Origin of the sequence: Desulfuromonas sp. DDH964, assembly GCF_001611275.1 — a bacterium.
Lineage (GTDB): Bacteria > Desulfobacterota > Desulfuromonadia > Desulfuromonadales > DDH964 > DDH964.
In genome coordinates this window covers 2,038,953-2,053,703 of sequence record NZ_CP015080.1, presented here as the reverse complement: position 1 = coordinate 2,053,703, position 14,751 = coordinate 2,038,953, and the positions used below count along the sequence as shown (strand labels likewise).

Here is a 14,751-nt window from a genome sequence, read left to right as displayed (position 1 = left end):
GATGGTTTTCAACTTTATGCCTGCGTCCCTTTTGCTAAAGCGTGTTTCCCGGATAGCACAACTATAGCGAGGAGTTAAATCCTGTCAATAGCGGTCTCGGTGAATTAATACCACGCGGAGTAATCAATTGCCCTCAAGAGCTTTGCGCGCTTCCTCCAGGAGAGATTCGGGCACATCCTGCCGGGCCAGAACCCGGTTGATCAAGGCCACCCCCTCTTTTTGCCAACCTTTGGCGAGGTAGGCCTGGGCGGTACGCACCATCCAGAGCGGATTGTCCGGCTCCTTCTGCCAGGCCGCCTTGAATCCATCCAGGGCCCGGTCGAGTTCCCGCCCCTGACGAAGCCAGAATTCGGCAAGCGCCAGCGGCACCCCGCTACCACCCCCGCAGCCACCAGCGCCCCCGGTCATCGCAAAGACCCGCTCCGCCTCACCCAGTAGCCCCTTCCTTTCCAGAAGCTGGCCAAGCAGGACGAGTAGCTCCCCCTCGCGGTTGCCGGCCTGAAATGCCTTTTCAGCGTTGGACAGGGCGATCTCACGATTGCCGCGAAAGGTTTCGAGAAAGGCTCTGCGAGCGCAACAAAAGGCCTCCGGATAGCCGGCGGCAGCTAGCTGGGTCAATAAATCATCCGCCTGCTGGTGGTGCCCAGAGGAAAGCAGCAGGCTTACCAACACATCACCGGCGAAGGGATGGGCGGAGAACAATTGCAGGCAATGCTGCAAATCAGCGAGAGCGGCCTCGGACTCTCCCATCCGGGCAGCAACAAGACCGCGTTCATAATAGAAATGCTCGTCCCGCAACTCCTCTGACAAGCAGCCGAAAGCCTTCATAGCGGCTTCGTCCTCGCCGCCATGGGCGAGAAGGATAGCGCCCTTCAACTCCTCATCGAGGCCTAGGTAACGCTCGGTCAGGTCCTCAGGATAACCGCCCAGGCAGAGTTCGAGCCGGGTATCCAGGTCGAGGCCAGAGCTCTCCACGGTTGGGGCGGGGAGGGGATCCGCGCCTGGAGCACATCCGGGTCCGCAGCCACTGCTGCAATCCGTTGCGGCCTTTGAGGAGGGGGGGACTTCCTTTTGGTCAGCAACGGATTGTTCTTGGATTCGCCTGATTTCTGCCAGGAGGAGTGAATCTTCTGCCTGGGATTCGGCCAGGGAGAGATGATCCCTGGCTCGTTCCAGATCGCCTGCACGCAAAAAGGCCTCAGCTTCGCGCAGGTTCAATTCTCCAAGCCGGTTACAGGCCTGGGATCGGCAATCCTCAAGAGCAATGCGCCCCTCCTCGTCCAGGAGAGAAAGGTCTGCCCCTTCGGCAAGCGCCAATACCTCCGCCCATTCCCCACGGGCAAAGGCGCGGCGAGTCGCGTCAAGAGGATTTCCTGACGCGAAGAGTCGTTTAAAAAATGCCATTGTTTAACCGTTTTTTGGGGGTTTCAGATGGTAGTAAAGGGGGACAGTGTCCAGATGACCTTGGCATCATTGTCACCGATATTATCCCATCGATGCGGCAAATGCGACTTGAAAGAGAGGCTGTCTCCGGAATTGAGGATATGGGTTTCCCCGGCAATGGTCACCCGCAAACAACCATCGAGAACATAGATGAGTTCATCCCCGGGATGATACATGTTCTGTTCGCCACTGGTCCCGCCTTTCTGGACGGTACAAAAAAACGAGGAGAACTGGGGGTCTCGCAATCCGGAGGTAAAGGACTCGGTATGCATGTTGTACTCGTCGTCGTAGACAGTCTTGTCGCGCGCTCCCGGAGAAGTGTGGACGACTTCGTGGGTCGTGGTAACTTCTTCGACGAAATAATTGATACTTTTATCAAAAACACCGGCCAGCTTCATCAGGATTTCGACCGAGGGGATCGTCAATCCGCGTTCAATGCGGGAGATCATGTTGGACGACACCCGTGACTTTGCCGCCAACTCCTGAATCGTCAGGTCATTCTTAAGGCGGATCGATTTCAGTTTTTTGCCGACAATTTTCTTGATCTTCATCCGGTTATCTCCGCAGCGCGTTGCTGTTACTGAGCCAGGTTCGGGGCTGGAGAAACAACCCAGAGCACCAGGGTCTGTCCAGGGTGCAGATTCCGCCAGCGATGGGGCAAGGAGGCCTTAAAGGTCAGGGAATCCCCCTCTTCGAGCAAAAAGGACTCCCCCTCAATGAAGAATTCCATTCTGCCACTTAAAACCAGAGCGAATTCCTCCCCCGTATGGACCATCCCCCCTTCCCCGCTGCTACACCCTGCTTCGAGGGTGTCGTAGAAAACGGCAAAACTCGGATCGCGAATCCCCTGGGTCAGGCTGGTAATCTGGTGCTTGTCTTCAAAAAAGAAAATCGGTTGTCCCATTCCCTTTCGGGTATGAACAACCGTCGTGCCGTGCGAGGCTTCTTCGACAAAATAATTGACGCTCATCCCGAAGGCCCCGGCGAGCTTCATGAGAATTTCGACGGAAGGGATTGTGAGACCCCGTTCGATTCTTGAAATCATGTTGGAAGAGACTTTGGATCTTTCGGCCAATTCCTGGATAGTCATATCATTTTTCAGGCGCGTGGCCTTCAGTTTCCGCCCGATCAGTTTTTTCACCATAACCTGTCACCTCGAATAAAATGAGATGTTGTTCTATCATTTTCCAGACAACCCTGTCAATACGATATGATTCCCAATATCCACTAAATGGTAATTCCCTAACCATTTGTCAACCACTCACCTGCTAGCGGTTGACAAATGGCGACACCTCCCCGATAATCCTCGCCAACTTTTCATTCAAGGAGCGCGACTGTGACCATGACATTTCAGGAGATCGACCGCCTGGTGGAGAGAGTCAAGACTGGCGAAATCCCAACGGAAGCGGAAGGCCTGGCCATTCTCGGTGCCCGCGGTGCGGATCTGACCCGTATTTTCGCCGGCGCCCATCATCTTCGCGAAACGGCCTTCGGCAATCACGCCGAACTCTGCTCTATTATCAATGCCAAATCAGGGCGCTGTGCCGAGAATTGCGCCTTTTGCGCCCAGTCTGCTCATGCCCGCACCGATGCACCGGTCTACCCCCTGAAAAGTGTCGAAGAAATGGTCGCCGGTGCCAGGGCCGCGCTTCAGGAAGGCTCGCACTGTTTTGGCATCGTCACCAGCGGCACCCGCGTCACCCAGGGCCCAGAATTCGAGAGGGTCCTGCAGGCCCTGCGGGAAATTCGCGCCCTGGGCGGGATCGATCCTTCGGCCTCCCTCGGCATTCTCGACGCGGGAACGGCAAAGCGCCTGGCGGAAGCCGGCTGCGCCACCTATCATCACAACCTCGAAACCGCGCGAACGTTTTTTCCCGAGGTCTGCACCACCCACGACTACGAAGAGGACATTCAAACCGTGCGGGTGGCCAAGGCCGCCGGCATGCGCGTCTGTTGCGGCGGCATCTTCGGCCTTGGAGAGTCGCTCTCCCAGCGGGTCGAACTCGCCCGAACAATCCGGGAACTAGAGGTCGACTCGGTTCCCCTCAATTTTCTCAACCCGGTGCCAGGTACCAGGCTGGCTGCAGCGGATTATCTGACCCCGATGGACTGCCTGCGCATTATCGCCCTGTTCCGCTACTTCCTCCCCCGCCAGCGAATCGGAGTCTGCGGCGGTCGGGAACACAACCTCCGGGAATTCCAGTCCTGGATCTTCATGGCCGGCGCCAGCGGAACGATGGTCGGCAATTACCTGACGACCAGGGGACGGAATCGGGATATCGACCTGCAGATGTTTCAGGATGCCGAGGTTTTAGTCCATGGCTGCTGACCGGGACCGGCGCGGCATTTTCATAACCGGCACCGACACCGGCGTCGGCAAGACCCTGGTCGCCGCCGCCCTGGCCCGCTTTCTGCGCCGGCGCGGCATTGATGTCGGCGTCTGCAAGCCGGTTGAAAGCGGTGTTTTCGACCCCTCCCAACCCGGTCCGGACGCCCGGCTGCTGCGCCTCGGTGCCGAGGTGGCAATCGACGAGGAGCTGCTCGCCCCGGTACGGCTGGCCCTCCCCTTGGCGCCCTCGGTTGCCGCTGAACAGGAAGGGGTGCGGATCAACCCGGAAAACCTGATCGCAGGGATCAGGAAGCTTGGCAGCCGACACCAGTTTCTCATTGTCGAGGGGGCCGGCGGACTGATGACGCCACTGGCCGGCGGCTACCTGGTCGCCGACCTGGCGCGCGATGCGGGCCTGCCGTTACTCACCATCTGCCGTCCCGGGCTCGGAACGATCAACCACACCCTGTTGACCCTCTTCGCCGCCCGCACCATGGGCATCGGGTTGGCAGGCTACCTGATCAACGGACTCCCGGACCAACCCGACCAGGCTGAAGCAAGTGCACCCCACGCCCTGGCCTCGCTGGCATCCGCCGATCTGCTCGGGGTGTTGCCCAGGGTCAGTGGCGAGGATAGCGAAAAGATGACAGCCCTGGCGGATCACCTGCAGGCCCTTCCTACCCTCCCCTGGCTACTTGACGCCCTCAATCTGCCCGCCCCCATTCCTTGAAGTATTTTCGTGGAGAATTTCGGTAACCGATGAAAAAGGAAGAAGTTTTACGGCTCGATGCAGCCCACGTCTGGCATCCCTGCACCCAGCAGAAGGACCACGAACTCCTGCCCCCCCTGCCGATCGCCAGGGGCGATGGCGTTTATCTGGTCGACTACGACGGTAACCGCATTATCGATGGCGTCTCTTCCTGGTGGGTCAACCTCTTTGGCCACAACCACCCCCGCCTCAACCGGGCCCTCACCGAGCAAACCGGAAAAATCGCCCACCACATCTTTGCCGGGTTCACCCACCAGCCCGCAGCTGAACTCGCCGCCCGGCTCTGCGAACTGGCGCCACCGGGGCTGACCAAGGTCTTCTTCGCCGACAATGGCTCAGCGGCGGTAGAGGTCGCCCTGAAAATGAGCTTCCAGTACTGGCAGCAGGTCGGTGTCCGGCAGAAGACCCGCTTTGTCTCCCTGACCGACGCCTACCATGGCGAAACCCTCGGCGCTCTCTCGGTCGGCGGCTGCGACCTCTACCGCTCGATCTATCGCCCGATCCTGCTGGAGGGGTTCCAGGTCCAGGGGCCCGACTGTTTCCGCTGCCCTTACCAGAAACAGCGGGAAAGCTGCAATGCCGAGTGCATTGAACAGATGGAGCGACTGCTGCTGCAGGAGCACGAACAGATTGCCGGGGTCATTATCGAACCGCTGATCCAGGGGGCCGCCGGGATGCGTGTCTATCCCCCCGTCTACCTGCGCAAGCTCCGGGAGCTCTGCACCCGCTGCGATGTCCACTACATTGCCGATGAAATCGCGGTCGGATTCGGCCGTACAGGGCGACTCTTTGCCAATGAACACGCCGGAACCACACCCGACCTCCTCTGCCTCTCCAAGGGGATAACCGGCGGTTACATGCCCCTGGCGGTGACCTTGACGAGCGAAGAGATTTACCGGGCTTTCTACGATGATTACGCCACGATGAAGGCCTTTCTTCACTCCCACTCCTACTCCGGCAACCCCCTCGCCTGCGCAATCGCCGTCGAAGTCCTGCGGATTTTCGAAGAGGAACAGATTCTTCAGCTGTTGACGCCGCGCATGAACCAGCTCCAGGCCGCCGCCCCGCGTTTCACCGCCCTTGCCCAGGTCGGGGAATTCCGTCGCTGCGGCATGGTAGCAGCGGTCGAGCTGGTTCAGGACCGCAACGGGAAGATTCCCTACCCCTGGCAGGAGCGCCGCGGTCTGGCAGTCTACCGCGAAGCACTGGCGCGCGGCGCCCTGCTCCGTCCTTTGGGAAATGTTGTCTATTTCATGCCACCCTTAACGATCAATGCCGATGAACTCGACTCGCTCCTCGACATCGCCTACCAGGCCATTGTTGCCGTCACCGAAAAATAACAGCGGCGGCACTCTTCGGAACGACGACGGGCAGCTCCCAGGAGCTGCCCGTCGTCATTCCGAAGATATGACCGATCGCCTCATCAAGGCCTTCCTGCGGGCAAGGAGAACTCCACCCCACCGACACCAAGGACCACATCGGCAGGACGGATCTGGATGACGTGCAGGCCGCCCCCCTCCTCCCCTTCGTGCAGATTGGTCCCGTTAATGCGCACCAGGCGCCGGGCAGGGTCCGCAGTATAAAAGTGGAGCTGGAGATTGATCTCCGGCAGCCGGACCCGATCGGCCGGGGCCAGTTCCCGAAGCGATGGAACCCTTTTCGGTGTTACGGCTACCGCGGGTTTCGACGACGATGGTGTAACAAGGGGTGGATCAGGTTCAGGCTTCGGCGCCGTAACCGGCAGAACCGGGGGGGGGATTACTTTGGGCGGAGCAGCGGGTTCCTTTTCCTGGAACTGGCTGATCGAGGGGGGCTGAACAGTAACCTTGGAGGCCTCGACCGAGCCAACCACAGAAGCCCAGGGATGTAACCACCAGATCAGAATAGCGGCGCCCCCCAATCCGCCGAGAATTACCAATCCAAGCAGCCAGTTCCGCCTTGACCGTGGCGGCGCCTCGGCCGTAAAAGTGGTGACAGGTGATGGCGGCTGGGTCTGGCGGCGATCTGCCTCAGCCTTTTTCAGTGCATCAAGAATCAGCGACATGGTCAGCTCTTTCCGAACAGGTCGGTCAATCGCGGCCCAGGTGCCGCCAATAAATTGGTCAACAGAATCATGGTGCGTGGGCCGACGATCCCGTCAGGAAGAATCCCCTGTCGTAATTGATATTGCTTGACCCGACCGGTCAACGCCGGGTCGAAGTCCGATTTCGAATCCCCCTCCCGGCCCGGCACCCCGGCCAGGGCAAGGCAAGCGTCAAGCCACTCGACAGCAGGCCCCGAGCTTCCGGCCTGGAGCTGGGCGACCGGTGCAGTCGAGGGTTGCCAGAGCAGGGAAAAATCCCCGGACCACAACTCCTGCAGCCGCGCTACGGAAAGAAAACCGACCCGGTCCTTCATCGCCAGAACAGCACGGTCACCATCCAGGCCGGCAAGCAAGGCGAAGAGGTCGGTTCCATCGGCACTCTGCAGGCGCAGGATGGCAGGCCGGTCGAGGGCGCGCAGGGTCTCGAGAGTGGCACTTCCTTCAAGACAGGCGAATCCGCTCTCCGGGGGGATTTGGCAAGTCGCATCAGAAACCGGAAACGGGTCCCCCCAAAGATGCAGCAAGGCGGTCCAGGCCACCTGGGGACTGCTTCCGGCCGCGTCGGTTCTGGAAAACCAGGTTTCATCCGCAACCGGGTCGCTCTTGGCATGAGGCGGCTGCTGGCTAACCGGGCTGGCAGCAACCATCGGCGTTAGCGCCGGATTGACGGCCTCGGCTGGCTGCCGGACTTCAATCCACCACCAGCAACAGACCACCACCAGCAACAACACAATCTCGCCAACCAGCCGGCGGGAGAGCCATCGCGGCGCAACCAAGACTCCAACCTCCCGGGCCGCGGCAGAGACCAGGGCGGCATTTACCTGGTGGCGGCCCTGGCCATAGGCACCGAGCAGGGCACGATCAGCGATGATATTGATCAACCGCGGGATTCCGCCACTCAATCGAAAGAGTCGTCGCCTACCAGCCGCCGAAAAGAGCGGGCGGCGCACGCCGGCAACCTCAAGACGATGGGTGAGGTAGGCAGCGAGATCGTTCCGGCCAAGGGGACCAAGGTGGTAGCGGGCGGTAATCCGCTGGGCAAGTTGGCGCAGATCCTGGCGTTGCAGCAATGCCCGCAGTTCGGGCTGACCGACAAGAACAACCTGCAACAGTTTGTGACTGCGGGTCTCCAGGTTGGTCAACAGGCGCAATTGCTCCAGCACCTCGGCGGAAAGGTTCTGCGCCTCATCGATGATCAGCACAACGGTCTTGCCGGCACCATGCGCATCGAGCAGATAGCGATTCAGGCGGTCGACATACCCCTTGGTACCAGCCTGGTCACTCGGGCAGGAGACCCCCAACTCATCGCAGATAGTGATCAGCAGCTCATTGACGGTCAGGCGCGGGTTGATAATCAGCGCAACCTGAACCTCCTCGGGAAGCTGCTCAAGCAGGCACCGACAGACCAGGGTCTTCCCCGTGCCGACCTCACCGGTCAGCAAAGCAAAGCAACCCTCCCCCCGCAGCGCGAACAGTAGATGAGCCATGGCCTCACGATGAGCCGAACTCAAATAGAGGTACCGCGGGTCCGGCACGATTGAAAAGGGAATTTCCTTCAGGCCAAAATGCTCGCAATACATTGACAGTAGGCGCTCTCATCAATCGAGGAGGGGGAAAGTCAAACGAATTCATACCATGAATTGGACAGATATGACAATTCCCAGGAAGGGAGCGAACGGCGCGAAAAGCAACCACGGAAGGAATCCGTGCTCTCAACCCATGATAGATGTCATAAAATAAAAAGTCGTTTCATAAAAAACGTTAAATATCCTGAATCTAAGAACTCGTAAACTATTATATTTTTTATTTTTTGTAGCTTTTTGTATTATTGAAATAAATCATCCACATGCGAAAGGAATCCTTGTAACGAATATTCGTTTAAATTATAATCGCGTTCTAAAAATACCACGTCCTTCAAACTGGCTCCGACAGGTTTCTCCCATGAGGCCACTCCCCTGGGGGCGTCCCCCCCGCCCCAATGACAGACTTTTCCCTTCCCCGGCAAAAACCGGCCAGGAATCCGGGCTGGCGCCTGGCACCCTGGACGACATCCTGCAGGTGATTGACATCGGGATCTTGACCCTTGACCTCGGCGCACGCCAGACCGGCTACCGCAATGCAGCCTCCTTCGAAATCCTCGGCGACACCGAAGCTCCCCTTGGTTACCCTGCCCTGCACCGCCTCCTGATCGAGCCCCTGCGAGGTGAGGACGGTTCAATCCCCCTGCAGGGGACGGCAGCCCAGCGCCATGGCGACCGCATCCTCAGTCTCTCCCTCTTCCGAATTTCGCCGGAAGGCTGCTGTCTTTTTATTCGCAATATCACCGAAAAGGCGCGCCTGGAATCGATCGCCCAGGCCGTCAATACCATGGACAACATCGGGTTCATCTTTTCCGGAATTCGTCATGAAATCGGTAATCCCCTCAATTCCATCAAGGTCACAATGACGGTCCTGCGCAACAATCTGGAAAACTTTTCCCCGGCCCAAATTGAAACCTATATTGACCGAACCCTCGGTGAGATCGGGCGAATTGAGTTTCTGCTGCGATCATTGCGAAATTTCAGCATGTTTGAAAGTGTCGACTGCACCATTGTTGATCTTAATGAACTGCTGGGTGACTTCATTCCCCTGATCGAACGCGACCTTGACAAGAAAGGGATCGAACTACGCTGTCATCTGGCACCCACCCCTCTGCTGGTTCGGATTGACCAGCGGGCCCTGCACCAGGTTCTGCTAAACCTGGTAACCAACGCCGTCGATGCCCTTGCGGGTGAGAAGGAAAACCCACATCTGGTCCTGACCACCTACCAGCGTGAAAACCTGGCCCAGCTTATCGTTCGCGACAATGGTTGCGGCATGACGGAGGCCCAGGCCAAGCATCTCTTCCAGCCCTTTAACACCACCAAGGCCAACGGCAACGGCCTCGGCCTGGTGATTACCCGTAAACTCCTGGCGTTGATGACCGGGAGTGTGGAGATCCACAGCCGCGAGGGAGTCGGGACCACCGTTACGGTCTCTCTCCCCCTGCTGGCCACGACAGCCGTGCCGGAGCAGGAGAGGGAACCGGAGCAGGGAGGCGCGGAGTGAAACGTATCCTGATCGTCGATGATGAGCGGAGCTTTCTCCTCAGTCTCCGTGACGGCCTCGCAGCCCACAACCCGGGTCTGACAATCCTGCTGGCCGGCAACGGCCGGGAAGCAACGGAAATTCTTCATCGGGAGAAGATCGACCTGCTGGTTACCGACCTCAAGCTGCCGGTCATGGATGGTTTCCAGCTCCTGGCCTGGGTAAGCCGTTTTCGTCCCCAGCTCCCGGTCATCGTCATGACTGCCTTCGGCACGCCGGAAATCGAAGCCCGGCTGAGTCGGATGAACAGCCTAATCTACCTGGAAAAGCCCCTCGATTTCGCGGTTTTGGTTGCCGCCATCGACCGCTCTCTTAGCGCGGAGGGCCGCAGCTATATTCGCGGCATCACCCTGGCGACCTTCCTGCAACTCATCAGCATGGAGAAGAAAACCTGTTCCCTCAAGGTACGGACCGGAACGCGGGTTGGCTACCTCTTTATCCGCCAGGGGCGGCTGATCGATGCTGAATCGACAACCGCGAAGGGAGAAGATGCCGCTCTCGACATCGTTACCTGGGATGATACGGAAATTGAAATGGATACCGTCTGTCGCGTCCGGGACGAGCGGATCACCACCAGCCTCGAGCATCTGCTGATGGAAGCCCACCGACTCCGGGATGAACGCGCCAGTGACCCCACTACCAGCCGTGGATCACCCGACGCTGCCAGGCGAGGGCCGGAAGTGGAGGCATGGCTGGAGGCCCTGCGCGGTCTCTTGCGCTCCACTCCGGGGGTCCTCGAAATGGTGGTCCTCGACAATCGCAACTTCGTCGAATTCCAATATCCCGACGGTTGCGGGCTGACCAGGCTTGAGCTTGTCAGCCACCTCAAACAGGCCGATGCACTTTCCCCGCTTCTGGGCGGTGGAGTGCTCCGTTACCTGCTGTTCAACACGCGCAGCCTGGTTCGTTACCTCTTTTTCAGCCAGGGTGAGAAACGGGTCGTTGCCGCCCTCAAACCAGGGTACCGGCCACTGGAACTGCTTGACCGGATGGAAAGGCTCCCCATCTTTTGAAGGAAATCTCTCTCCCGACAAGGAATGAAGATATGCGGACCAACCTGGAGGAATTGCAAACCGTAGCCGGCGTCGTCGGCAGCTATCTCTTCTCGTTACGCCAGGGCGTTCTGGCCAGCACTCTCCCTCCCCTCTTTCGCACCGAAAAACTCCAGGCCATGGGACGCCTGCTGGCAAGGATTCAAACCGCCGGACGGGGATCTTTCAACGACCTGTCGGAGATTACCCTGGTTTACGAGGAGTTTGTTCTGATCGTTCGGGAGGCGCAGGCAGAGACCTTGCTGGTGGTCATAGCCGAGCCGGGCTACAACAGCAATCTGTTGACCCTGGCACTCAACACCACCCTCAACGAGTTGCCTGAATCGTCCGGGACTGGGTCGCCAGCGTCACCAAGGCCGGGGAAGCCGGCCCACACGGTCGACTCGCTCCTCGCCGAAGGTCCCCTCGCAGCACCGCTGATGGCCATGCAAACACTGCTCGCCAAGGTCATGGGACCGATTGCCCCGATTATTTTTCGCGAAACGGCCGAGGAATGGCTCACCCGCCAGGCCCCCAGCCGCAGTGCCTTGCCGGCTCTTTTTGATCTTTTGGCCCGGGAGATTGGCGATCCGGAGAAAGTCCGCACCTATCGGCAACTGATCGCACCGCACCTGCAGGGCCCATCCAAGTCCTAGGAGAGTGACATGGCGACAGCGAAAGAATTTGTCCAGCAGTTGCTCCTGATTCCCGGCATCAAAAGCTACTGCCTGGTGCGTCCGGATGGCAAAGCACTCGCCCACAATTTTGGCGACGCCGACCAGACGGCCCTGATTCACCTCGGCGGCAAGGTCGGGGAGGCGATCCGCAGGGGGATGGGATTGCAGCATTTCCGGCATTTGGAATTACGCCGGGCCAGCCAGGAGCATCTCCTTATCTTTCCGGTCGAACAGCACCTGCTCGGCATTACCCAGCGAAGGGATGCAACAACCGACGACCTCGTCGAACAGATTTACCATTTCCTGATGCAGTTCAGCCGCCCTTCCACAGCGGCCACAGCCGACCGCAACTAGGTCGTTCGCAGCAAATCCAACAGGAGGTCCCATGCTTTACCGCTACCTGCGGGTTCCTGTCGTTGCCAGCCTTGTTCTTTCATTTTTCCTGGCCACACCCCTTTCTTGCCAGGCAGAAGAACCGTTGCGCGGCTTTGACATCAAGGCCAGGCATTTTGCCGAAGACTGCAGGGACGAGATCCAGCAACAGTTCAAACTGCTGCTGACGGGAGGCAAGCTGACCGTAGCCCAGCTCTTTGACACCTTTTACATTCCGATCCCCGGAACCGACCCCCAGAAATATCACACCCAGTACGACGGGATGGTCGATGGCATCCTGCGGCCGATCCTTGACAGCTATCTTGAGGCGAGCAAGCGCTTCATCTTTGTGGTCGCAGTCGATCGCAACGGCTACCTGCCAACCCACAACACCCGCTATTCACAGCCCCTGACCGGGGACCAGGCAGCCGATGCCGTTCACAACCGGACCAAGCGCCTTTTCAACGACCGTACCGGTCTCGCCGCAGCCCGCAACCTCGAGCCTTACTTGCTGCAGCGCTACAGCCGTGATACCGGTGAGATCATGAGCGACCTGTCGGTGCCGATCTTTGTTGAAGGGCAACACTGGGGCGCGCTGCGGATCGGCTACAAGTAATTCAATAGTCATGGGGGGCGAGGCCCCGAATTTTCCCTGCAAGGAGGTCGGAATGTTCAATAAAATCAGTGTCAAGGTTGCGGTCCTCGTCAACCTCGCCCTGCTGGTCATCATTGCCATCGGGTCGCTCTATATCATCAACCAGCAGAGCCGCAGCCTTGAGGACCAGTTGCTTGAGAGGGGACGCATCGAGTCGATTACCGGCGCCAAGCTGATCGGCAAGGTGATCGAAGAGGCGATCGACAACGGTGTTTTTTCGGTCAAGGAGGCATTTGACAAGGAATATGCGCCGATTCCGGGCTTTGATCCGCCCAAGTACCACACCAGCTACGACTCCTACCTCGACAAGGCGATTCTCGCCATGCAGGACGAGTTTCTCAAGGATGAGAGCGTGGTCTTCGCCGTGGCGGTCGACAGCAACGGCTATCTGCCAACCCACAACACCCGTTTCCAGCGCCCGATTACCGGTGACCAGCAGAAAGACCTGGTAGGGAACCGTACCAAACGAATCTTCAATGACCCGATCGGGCTCAAGGCGGCGCGCAATACGGAGGAAGCCTTCCTGCAGGTTTACCACCGCGATACCGGAGAAACGATGTGGGATATTTCAACTCCGATCTATGTCAAGGGGAACCAGTGGGGAGGGTTCCGTATCGGCTTCTCGCTGGAGAAGACCCAGCAGGCCAAGCAAGAGCTTATGATCAAGCTGCTGACCATCATGGGGGTAATCCTGGTTTTGTCCCTGGTCCTGGTCTTCGTGGTCGTCAACCGGGCCATGGCTCCTCTCGTCCATTTCACCCGGATTGCAGGAGAACTGGCGGACGGCAAGGTTGACCAGAAAATTGCCGCAACCAGTAAAGATGAGATTGGCCAGCTGGCTGATGTCCTCGAACGCCTGCGGGTCAGCCTTAAAACCGCCATGGACCGACTGACCCGACCCCGGTAACAAAAGGCTGGGCGGCGGCACCCTGACAGGTACCGCTGCCCAGCCCCTGGATGAGCAAATTCGACATGGAAATAACCCCGCACTCCGGGTTATGATAGCGCCATGTCGCCCTCTCTCTCCCTTGTTAAATCAGGACTGGCCCTGCTCCTGGCAGCCTTTCTGCTGATCCTTGCCAGTCAGGCAGGTGCCGCCACCGAGGCCGAGTACAATCTCGATCGCAAACGCGCCCCGCAGGAAAACCTTCTCAGCCTGATTTTCGGCAGCGCGCCCCCCCTTGCCACCGAGCGCGGCATCCTCATCATCGATGCCTTTTCCGACCAGAATGGCAACGGTCGTCGCGACCCGGGTGAAACAGACCTCTCCGGCCAGCTCAGCTGTTCCCTGGACGGCATCGATTACACGATCCCGGCGTTCATCCCGGGCCTGAAATACGAGGGGAATTACCAGCTCTCCTGCCAGGGGGCCTCGTTCCAGCCCGACCTCGCCCAGCCCGACCTCTTCATCGGTCGCCGTGGCGCCATCATCCGCCTCGACATCCCCTGCCGCAAGGTGGCCGAAGGAGAAATCCCTCCCCTGCTCCGTGAAACACCCAAAACCAACTGATCTGCGGGATCACGATTATTTGAACTTGATCCGCTGCACCCCTTCCACCGCCCCAATGGCATTGGTCAGTTCCTGACCGATGCGCCGGTGGTGCTGAGTGATGATGAACTCGAAGCGGACTTTGCCCTCGTCGAGGTCCAGGTCCGATTCGATATTGGCAATGCGCAGCCGGTGTTGACCGAAAATTGTTTCAAGTTCCGGGAGAATCCCGGCCCGCTGCCGGGCAACGACGGTAAGGAAGAGATACCGGTCCTTCTTGATGAACGGTTCGAGCTTCTTCAGAAAAATCAGGGAGCAGAGCGCAATAAAGGTCCCCATGGCGCCTGGTCCCACCAGCCCCATACCGAAGGCCATGCCCAGACCGGCAGCCATCCATAGACTGGCCGCCGTGGTCAGCCCCCGTACTGAGATGCCTTCCTTGAGGATCACCCCCGCCCCCAGAAAACCGATGCCGGAGATGATCTGCGCCGCGGCGCGCGCAGGGTCGATCCGCAACGCGCTGTCGACAGTAAAGGCGGCGTACTTGACCGGAAAGGCTTCGGAGACGATCATCATCAGGCAGGCCCCGAGGGAAACCAGCAGATGGGTCCGCAATCCGGCCGGCCGCCCATGTTTTTCCCGTTCGACGCCAAGGATCGCGCCAGCCAGGGTTGCCAGCAGGAGTTTGACCAGAATTGCCAACTGGTAGCTTCCGGCCAGGGTTTCGGGGAGAAACATGCCAAATACCTCCACTGGAGAACGGGGTCACAAGGTAGG

At 59.0% G+C, this 14,751-nt stretch carries 16 protein-coding genes; 10 read left to right on the top strand and 6 right to left on the bottom strand.

What is annotated here, in order from left to right; all coding sequences use genetic code 11:
• Nucleotides 1–123: 123 nt before the first annotated feature.
• From DBW_RS09375 to DBW_RS09360, 3 genes are all read right to left on the bottom strand, one after another.
• Nucleotides 124–975, bottom strand: coding sequence for a tetratricopeptide repeat protein (locus DBW_RS09375; RefSeq protein ID WP_066727182.1), 852 nt, complete (start codon nt 973–975; stop codon nt 124–126).
• Between the two features lie 452 nt (nt 976–1,427).
• Nucleotides 1,428–1,994 carry a helix-turn-helix domain-containing protein gene (locus DBW_RS09365; protein WP_066727179.1) on the bottom strand — a complete coding sequence of 189 codons (567 nt, stop codon included), beginning with the start codon at nt 1,992–1,994 and terminating at the stop codon, nt 1,428–1,430.
• Nucleotides 1,995–2,020: 26 nt separating this feature from the next.
• Nucleotides 2,021–2,587: a helix-turn-helix domain-containing protein gene (locus DBW_RS09360; RefSeq protein ID WP_066727177.1), complete on the bottom strand. Its 567-nt coding sequence runs from the start codon at nt 2,585–2,587 to the stop codon at nt 2,021–2,023.
• A gap of 198 nt (nt 2,588–2,785) precedes the next feature.
• On the opposite strand from DBW_RS09360, the gene bioB reads away from it, so the two are divergent.
• The 3 genes from bioB to bioA are packed head-to-tail and all read left to right on the top strand — an operon-like array spanning nt 2,786 to nt 5,881.
• Nucleotides 2,786–3,772 carry a biotin synthase BioB gene (gene bioB, locus DBW_RS09355; RefSeq protein ID WP_066729769.1) on the top strand — a complete coding sequence of 329 codons (987 nt, stop codon included), beginning with the start codon at nt 2,786–2,788 and terminating at the stop codon, nt 3,770–3,772.
• Nucleotides 3,762–4,502 carry a dethiobiotin synthase gene (bioD, locus tag DBW_RS09350; protein ID WP_066727175.1) on the top strand — a complete coding sequence of 247 codons (741 nt, stop codon included), beginning with the start codon at nt 3,762–3,764 and terminating at the stop codon, nt 4,500–4,502. The genes bioB and bioD overlap by 11 nt, the downstream gene beginning before the upstream one ends.
• A gap of 29 nt (nt 4,503–4,531) precedes the next feature.
• A complete protein-coding gene (bioA, locus tag DBW_RS09345) occupies nt 4,532–5,881 on the top strand; it encodes an adenosylmethionine--8-amino-7-oxononanoate transaminase (RefSeq protein WP_066727173.1) in 1,350 nt (449 codons plus the stop codon).
• An 83-nt stretch (nt 5,882–5,964) separates the two neighbouring features.
• On the opposite strand, the gene DBW_RS09340 is transcribed toward bioA, so the two are convergent.
• Both DBW_RS09340 and DBW_RS09335 read right to left on the bottom strand, forming a co-directional pair.
• Nucleotides 5,965–6,585 carry a general secretion pathway protein GspB gene (locus tag DBW_RS09340; RefSeq protein ID WP_066727170.1) on the bottom strand — a complete coding sequence of 207 codons (621 nt, stop codon included), beginning with the start codon at nt 6,583–6,585 and terminating at the stop codon, nt 5,965–5,967.
• Between the two features lie 2 nt (nt 6,586–6,587).
• On the bottom strand, nt 6,588–8,204 hold the full coding sequence (locus tag DBW_RS09335; RefSeq protein ID WP_066727168.1) for an AAA family ATPase: 1,617 nt from the start codon (nt 8,202–8,204) through the stop codon (nt 6,588–6,590).
• Between the two features lie 361 nt (nt 8,205–8,565).
• Between DBW_RS09335 and DBW_RS09330 the strand changes: the two genes are divergently transcribed.
• From DBW_RS09330 to DBW_RS09300, 7 genes are all read left to right on the top strand, one after another.
• Entirely contained in the window at nt 8,566–9,711 is a 1,146-nt protein-coding gene (locus DBW_RS09330; RefSeq protein WP_066727165.1) for a sensor histidine kinase, read from the top strand.
• Nucleotides 9,708–10,763: a response regulator gene (locus tag DBW_RS09325; protein WP_066727161.1), complete on the top strand. Its 1,056-nt coding sequence runs from the start codon at nt 9,708–9,710 to the stop codon at nt 10,761–10,763. The genes DBW_RS09330 and DBW_RS09325 overlap by 4 nt, the downstream gene beginning before the upstream one ends.
• A 32-nt stretch (nt 10,764–10,795) precedes the next feature.
• Entirely contained in the window at nt 10,796–11,437 is a 642-nt protein-coding gene (locus tag DBW_RS09320; protein WP_066727158.1) for a hypothetical protein, read from the top strand.
• A gap of 9 nt (nt 11,438–11,446) precedes the next feature.
• Nucleotides 11,447–11,812, top strand: coding sequence for a hypothetical protein (locus tag DBW_RS09315; protein WP_066727156.1), 366 nt, complete (start codon nt 11,447–11,449; stop codon nt 11,810–11,812).
• A gap of 31 nt (nt 11,813–11,843) precedes the next feature.
• A complete protein-coding gene (locus DBW_RS09310; protein ID WP_231875314.1) occupies nt 11,844–12,446 on the top strand; it encodes a chemotaxis protein in 603 nt (200 codons plus the stop codon).
• Nucleotides 12,447–12,498: 52 nt separating this feature from the next.
• Nucleotides 12,499–13,392 (top strand): HAMP domain-containing protein, encoded by an 894-nt coding sequence (locus tag DBW_RS09305; protein ID WP_066727154.1) that lies wholly within the window; start codon nt 12,499–12,501, stop codon nt 13,390–13,392.
• A gap of 102 nt (nt 13,393–13,494) precedes the next feature.
• Nucleotides 13,495–13,995, top strand: coding sequence for a hypothetical protein (locus DBW_RS09300; protein ID WP_066727151.1), 501 nt, complete (start codon nt 13,495–13,497; stop codon nt 13,993–13,995).
• A gap of 15 nt (nt 13,996–14,010) precedes the next feature.
• Here DBW_RS09300 and DBW_RS09295 read toward each other — a convergent pair whose 3' ends face one another.
• Nucleotides 14,011–14,712: an MgtC/SapB family protein gene (locus DBW_RS09295; protein ID WP_066727149.1), complete on the bottom strand. Its 702-nt coding sequence runs from the start codon at nt 14,710–14,712 to the stop codon at nt 14,011–14,013.
• Nucleotides 14,713–14,751 lie beyond the last annotated feature (39 nt).

What these genes read in the sequence shown, in the direction of transcription:
- DBW_RS09365 (WP_066727179.1), bottom strand. Translation starts at nt 1,994, where the DNA reads ATGAAGATCAAGAAAATTGTCGGCAAAAAACTGAAATCGATCCGCCTT.
- DBW_RS09360 (WP_066727177.1), bottom strand. Translation starts at nt 2,587, where the DNA reads ATGGTGAAAAAACTGATCGGGCGGAAACTGAAGGCCACGCGCCTGAAA.
- bioB (WP_066729769.1), top strand. Translation starts at nt 2,786, where the DNA reads ATGACATTTCAGGAGATCGACCGCCTGGTGGAGAGAGTCAAGACTGGC.
- bioD (WP_066727175.1), top strand. Translation starts at nt 3,762, where the DNA reads ATGGCTGCTGACCGGGACCGGCGCGGCATTTTCATAACCGGCACCGAC.
- bioA (WP_066727173.1), top strand. Translation starts at nt 4,532, where the DNA reads ATGAAAAAGGAAGAAGTTTTACGGCTCGATGCAGCCCACGTCTGGCAT.
- DBW_RS09340 (WP_066727170.1), bottom strand. Translation starts at nt 6,585, where the DNA reads ATGTCGCTGATTCTTGATGCACTGAAAAAGGCTGAGGCAGATCGCCGC.
- DBW_RS09335 (WP_066727168.1), bottom strand. Translation starts at nt 8,204, where the DNA reads ATGTATTGCGAGCATTTTGGCCTGAAGGAAATTCCCTTTTCAATCGTG.
- DBW_RS09330 (WP_066727165.1), top strand. Translation starts at nt 8,566, where the DNA reads ATGAGGCCACTCCCCTGGGGGCGTCCCCCCCGCCCCAATGACAGACTT.
- DBW_RS09320 (WP_066727158.1), top strand. Translation starts at nt 10,796, where the DNA reads ATGCGGACCAACCTGGAGGAATTGCAAACCGTAGCCGGCGTCGTCGGC.
- DBW_RS09315 (WP_066727156.1), top strand. Translation starts at nt 11,447, where the DNA reads ATGGCGACAGCGAAAGAATTTGTCCAGCAGTTGCTCCTGATTCCCGGC.
- DBW_RS09310 (WP_231875314.1), top strand. Translation starts at nt 11,844, where the DNA reads ATGCTTTACCGCTACCTGCGGGTTCCTGTCGTTGCCAGCCTTGTTCTT.
- DBW_RS09305 (WP_066727154.1), top strand. Translation starts at nt 12,499, where the DNA reads ATGTTCAATAAAATCAGTGTCAAGGTTGCGGTCCTCGTCAACCTCGCC.
- DBW_RS09300 (WP_066727151.1), top strand. Translation starts at nt 13,495, where the DNA reads ATGTCGCCCTCTCTCTCCCTTGTTAAATCAGGACTGGCCCTGCTCCTG.
- DBW_RS09295 (WP_066727149.1), bottom strand. Translation starts at nt 14,712, where the DNA reads ATGTTTCTCCCCGAAACCCTGGCCGGAAGCTACCAGTTGGCAATTCTG.